The following is a 4,408-nucleotide window of genomic DNA, read 5'->3' as shown; positions in this document are numbered from 1 at the left end:
GTCGTGGTCTTGCCGTTGGTGCCGGTGACCGCGAGCCAGGGAGCGGGAGTCCTTCCCGCCGGGATCTCACGCAAGCGCCAGGCCAGCTCGACGTCGCCCCAGACCTCCACACCCGCCTCGGCGGCGGCCGCGAACAGGGGCTTGTCGGGCCGCCAGCCGGGGGCGGTGACGATCAGCTCGGCGCCCTCGGGCAGGGTCGCCCCGTCGCCGAGGCGGACGGTGATCCCCTCCGCCTCCAGCTCCGCGGCCTGCGCCCTGGAGCCCTCGTCGTCGCCGTCGTTGACGACCGTCACGACCGCGCCGAGGCGGTGCAGGACGCGGGCGGCGGGAATCCCGCTGACGCCCAGTCCCGCGACCGTGACGCGCTTGCCCTGCCAGTCCGGCTGCTCGCTCACTTCTCCGATGCCCATCCCGCGTAGAAGAGGCCCAGGCCCACGATGACGCACATGCCCTGAATGATCCAGAACCGGACCACGACAAGGACTTCGGACCACCCCTTGAGTTCGAAGTGGTGCTGCAGCGGCGCCATCCGGAAGACCCGCTTACCGGTCATCTTGAACGAACCGACCTGGATGACCACGGACATGGTGATCAGGACGAAGAGACCGCCGAGCAGGGCGAGCAGGAGCTCCGTACGGGAGCAGATGGCGAGACCGGCAAGGGCGCCGCCGAGGGCCAGCGAGCCGGTGTCGCCCATGAAGATCTTGGCGGGCGAGGTGTTCCACCACAGGAAGCCGAAGCAGGAGCCCATCAGCGCGGAGGCGACGACCGCGAGGTCCAGCGGGTCGCGTACCTCGAAGCAGGCGTTGGGGTTCGTCAGGGTCACCGCGTTGGCGCAGGACTCCTGGAACTGCCACAGGCCGATGAAGGTGTACGCGCCGAAGACCATCACCGAGGCGCCGGTGGCCAGGCCGTCCAGACCGTCCGTCAGGTTCACGCCGTTGGACATGGCCAGGATCATGAAGAGCGCCCAGACCACGAACAGCACCGGCCCGATGGCCCAGCCGAAGTCGGTGATGAAGGAGAGCTTGGTGGAGGCCGGGGTCAGCCCGCGCAGGTCGGCGAACTGGAGCGACAGCACGGCGAACGCGATGCCGACGATCAGCTGGCCGGCCATCTTCGCCTTGGCCCGCAGGCCCAGCGAACGCTGCTTGACGATCTTGATGTAGTCGTCGAGGAAGCCGACCAGGCCCATGCCGGCCATCAGGAACAGCACCAGCACGCCGGAGTACGTCGGGTCCTCGCCGGTGATGACCTTGGCGAGCGCGTACGCGATGAGCGTGGCGAGGATGAAGGAGATGCCGCCCATGGTGGGCGTGCCCTTCTTGCCGGCGTGGCCGCGCGGGCCGTCGTCCCGGATGAACTGCCCGTATCCCTTGCGGGCCAGCAGCTTGATGAGCAGCGGGGTGCCGATCAGGGTCAGGAAGAGCCCGATGGCTCCCGCGAAGAGGATCTGCCTCATCGGCCGGTGACCTCGCTCTCGGAGTCGAGCAGCGCCAGGGCGACCCGCTCGAGCCCCACCGACCGGGACGCCTTCACCAGCACGACGTCCCCCGGACGCAGCTCTCTGCGCAACAGGTCGACCGCCGCCTGCGCGTCGGACACGTGCACCGACTCCTCACCCCACGAACCCTCGTTATATGCGCCCAGTTGCAGCCAGGACGCTTCCCTGTCCCCGACCGCGACGAGCTTGCTGACGTTGAGCCGGACGGCGAGCCGCCCGACCGCGTCGTGCTCGGCGAGCGAGTCGTCGCCGAGCTCGGCCATCTTGCCGAGCACCGCCCACGTACGAGCCCCCCGGGCCTGAGCCGCCCTGCCCATGGCCGCGAGCGCGCGCAGGGCGGCTCGCATGGACTCGGGGTTCGCGTTGTAGGCGTCGTTGACGACCGTCACGCCGTCCGGACGCTCGGTGACCTCCATGCGCCAGCGCGACAGGGTGCCGGCCTCGGAGAGCGCGGTGGCGATCTCCTCGACAGGCATGCCCAGCTCATGGGCGACGGCGGCCGCAGCGAGCGCGTTCGACACGTGGTGCTCACCGTACAGGCGCAAGGTCACGTCACTGCACCCGGTGGGTGTGTGAAGACTGAAAGAGGGTTGTCCGTTCTCCGTGAGCCGGACATTCTCGGCACGCACGGCGGCGTCCTCGGCCTCGCCGAAGAGGATCACGCGTGCCTTGGTGCGGCTCGCCATGGCGCGGACCAGCGGATCGTCGGCGTTCAGGACCGCGACGCCGTTCTCCGGAAGGCCCTCCACCAGCTCGCCCTTGGCCTCGGCGATCTGCTCGCGGCCGCCGAACTCGCCGATGTGGGCGGTGCCGACGTTCAGCACGAGGCCGATGCGCGGCGGGGTCAGACCGGTGAGGTAGCGGATGTGGCCGATTCCGCGCGCGCCCATCTCCAGGACCAGGTGCTGGGTCTCCTCGGTGGCGCGCAGCGCGGTCAGCGGCAGCCCGATCTCGTTGTTGAGCGAGCCGGGCGTCCACACGGTCGGCGCGTGGCGCTGCAGGACCTGGGCGATCAGGTCCTTGGTCGAGGTCTTGCCGGCCGAGCCGGTGAGCGCGACGACGTCGGTGCCGAGCCGTTCGACGACGGCGCGGGCGAGCGCGCCGAGCGCCGCCTGGACGTCGTCCACGACGATCGCGGGCACGCCGACGGGGCGGGCGGCCAGGACGGCTGCCGCGCCCGCCTCGACCGCGCGCACCGCGTAGTCATGGCCGTCGACGTGCTCGCCGGCGAAGGCGGCGAAGAGGCTGCCGGGCCGCACCTCGCGGGAGTCGATCACGACGGGACCGGTGACCTGGACGGACGGATCCGGTATGTCGTGCGACTGCCCGCCGACGATGGCGGCGATCTCGGCGAGGGAGAGGGCGATCACTGCTTCATCCCTGACTGTTCTTGTGGCGACAGTGCATATTGTTGGCGGGCGATCGCTTCGCTCAGGACCTCGCGGTCGTCGAAGGGGCGGACCGCCCCGGCGACGTCCTGGCCCTGCTCGTGGCCCTTGCCCGCGACCAGGACGGTGTCGCCCGGCTGCGCGCGGGCCACGGCCGCGGCGATCGCGGCGGCCCGGTCGGGTTCGACCAGGACGTCGCCGCGCTCGGCGGCCGGCACCTCGGCGGCGCCCGCGAGCATCGCGAGCAGGATCGCGAGGGGGTCCTCGGAGCGCGGGTTGTCGGAGGTCAGCACGGCGGTGTCGGCGAGCCGGGCCGCGGCGGCGCCCATCGGGCCGCGCTTGGTGGTGTCCCGGTCGCCGCCGCAGCCGATGACGACGTGCAGCCGGCCCTCGGTGACCTCGCGCAGCGAGCGCAGCACCGATTCGACCGCGTCCGTCTTGTGCGCGTAGTCGACGACCGCGAGGAACGGCTGGCCGGCGTCGACGCGCTCCAGGCGGCCGGGCACGCCGGGCACGGCGGCCACACCGTCGGCGGCGGTCTGCGGGTCGAGCCCGGCGACGGCCAGGGTGACGATCGCGGCGAGGGTGTTGGCGACGTTGAACGGGCCGGGCAGCGGGGCGGTGGCGGAGATCCGCTCGCCCTTCGGGCCGACGGCGATGAACGTCGACTCGGCGGCGCCCAGGACGACGTCCTCGGCGCGCCAGTCGGCGACCTCGTCGCCCCCGGCGGAGAAGGTGACGACCGGAACGCCGGACTCCTTCGCGAGCCGACGGCCGTACGCGTCGTCGAGGTTCACCACGCCCTGTCTGCTGCGTTTCGGCGTGAAGAGCTGTGCCTTGGCCCGGAAGTAGTCCTCCATGTCGGAGTGGAACTCCATGTGCTCCGGGCTGAGGTTGTTGAACACGGCGACGTCGAAGACGCAGCCGTCGACCCGGCCGAGCACGAGGGCGTGACTGGAGACCTCCATCGCGACCGCGTCCACACCGCGCTCGCGCATCACCGCGAACAGCGCCTGGAGGTCGGTGGCTTCGGGGGTGGTGCGCTCCGACTTGATGCGCTCGTCGCCGATGCGCATCTCGACGGTGCCGATGAGTCCGGTGCTGTGCATCGTGCGCAGCCCGCCCTCGATGAGGTAGGCCGTCGTGGTCTTGCCGGACGTGCCCGTGATGCCGATCTGGAGCAGATCGCGGCCGGGGTGGCCGTAGATCGTGGCCGCCAGCTCGCCCATCCGCGCGCGCGGGTCGTCGGCGACCAGGACCGGGAGCCCCGTGGCGGCGGCCCGCTCGGCACCGGTCGGATCGGTCAGCACGGCGACCGCGCCGAGGCCGGCGGCCTGCGTGACGAAGTCGGCGCCGTGCATGCGGGCACCCGGGAGGGCGGCGTACAGATCGCCGGGGCGGACGGCTCGCGAGTCATGGGTGATGCCCGTGACCTCGGCGGAGCCGTCCTGCCGTTCCGGCGCGGGGACACCCAGCTGGTCGGCAAGTTCCGCGAGGGATGTGGCGGAGACCTGCG

The 4,408-nt window shown here is 71.5% G+C and carries 3 protein-coding genes and 1 pseudogene; all 4 read right to left on the bottom strand.

What is annotated here, in order from left to right; all coding sequences use genetic code 11:
* A pseudogene (murD, locus tag VIU94_RS36660) lies at nucleotides 1-410 on the bottom strand (UDP-N-acetylmuramoyl-L-alanine--D-glutamate ligase); the annotation flags it as partial.
* Entirely contained in the window at nucleotides 392-1,462 is a 1,071-nt protein-coding gene (gene mraY, locus VIU94_RS36655) for a phospho-N-acetylmuramoyl-pentapeptide-transferase (RefSeq protein ID WP_331918546.1), read from the bottom strand. The pseudogene murD and the gene mraY, both read right to left, overlap by 19 nt.
* A complete protein-coding gene (locus VIU94_RS36650) occupies nucleotides 1,459-2,874 on the bottom strand; it encodes a UDP-N-acetylmuramoyl-tripeptide--D-alanyl-D-alanine ligase (protein WP_331918544.1) in 1,416 nt (471 codons plus the stop codon). Before VIU94_RS36650 ends, mraY begins: the two co-directional genes overlap by 4 nt.
* A partial coding sequence (locus tag VIU94_RS36645) for a UDP-N-acetylmuramoyl-L-alanyl-D-glutamate--2,6-diaminopimelate ligase (protein ID WP_331918542.1) occupies nucleotides 2,871-4,408 on the bottom strand: 1,538 nt, incomplete at its 5' end. The genes VIU94_RS36650 and VIU94_RS36645, both read right to left, overlap by 4 nt.

The organism is Streptomyces sp., assembly GCF_036566765.1.
Lineage (GTDB): Bacteria > Actinomycetota > Actinomycetes > Streptomycetales > Streptomycetaceae > Streptomyces.
Note: the sequence above shows the minus strand (reverse complement) of the source record. Positions and strands in the feature narration are given on the sequence as shown.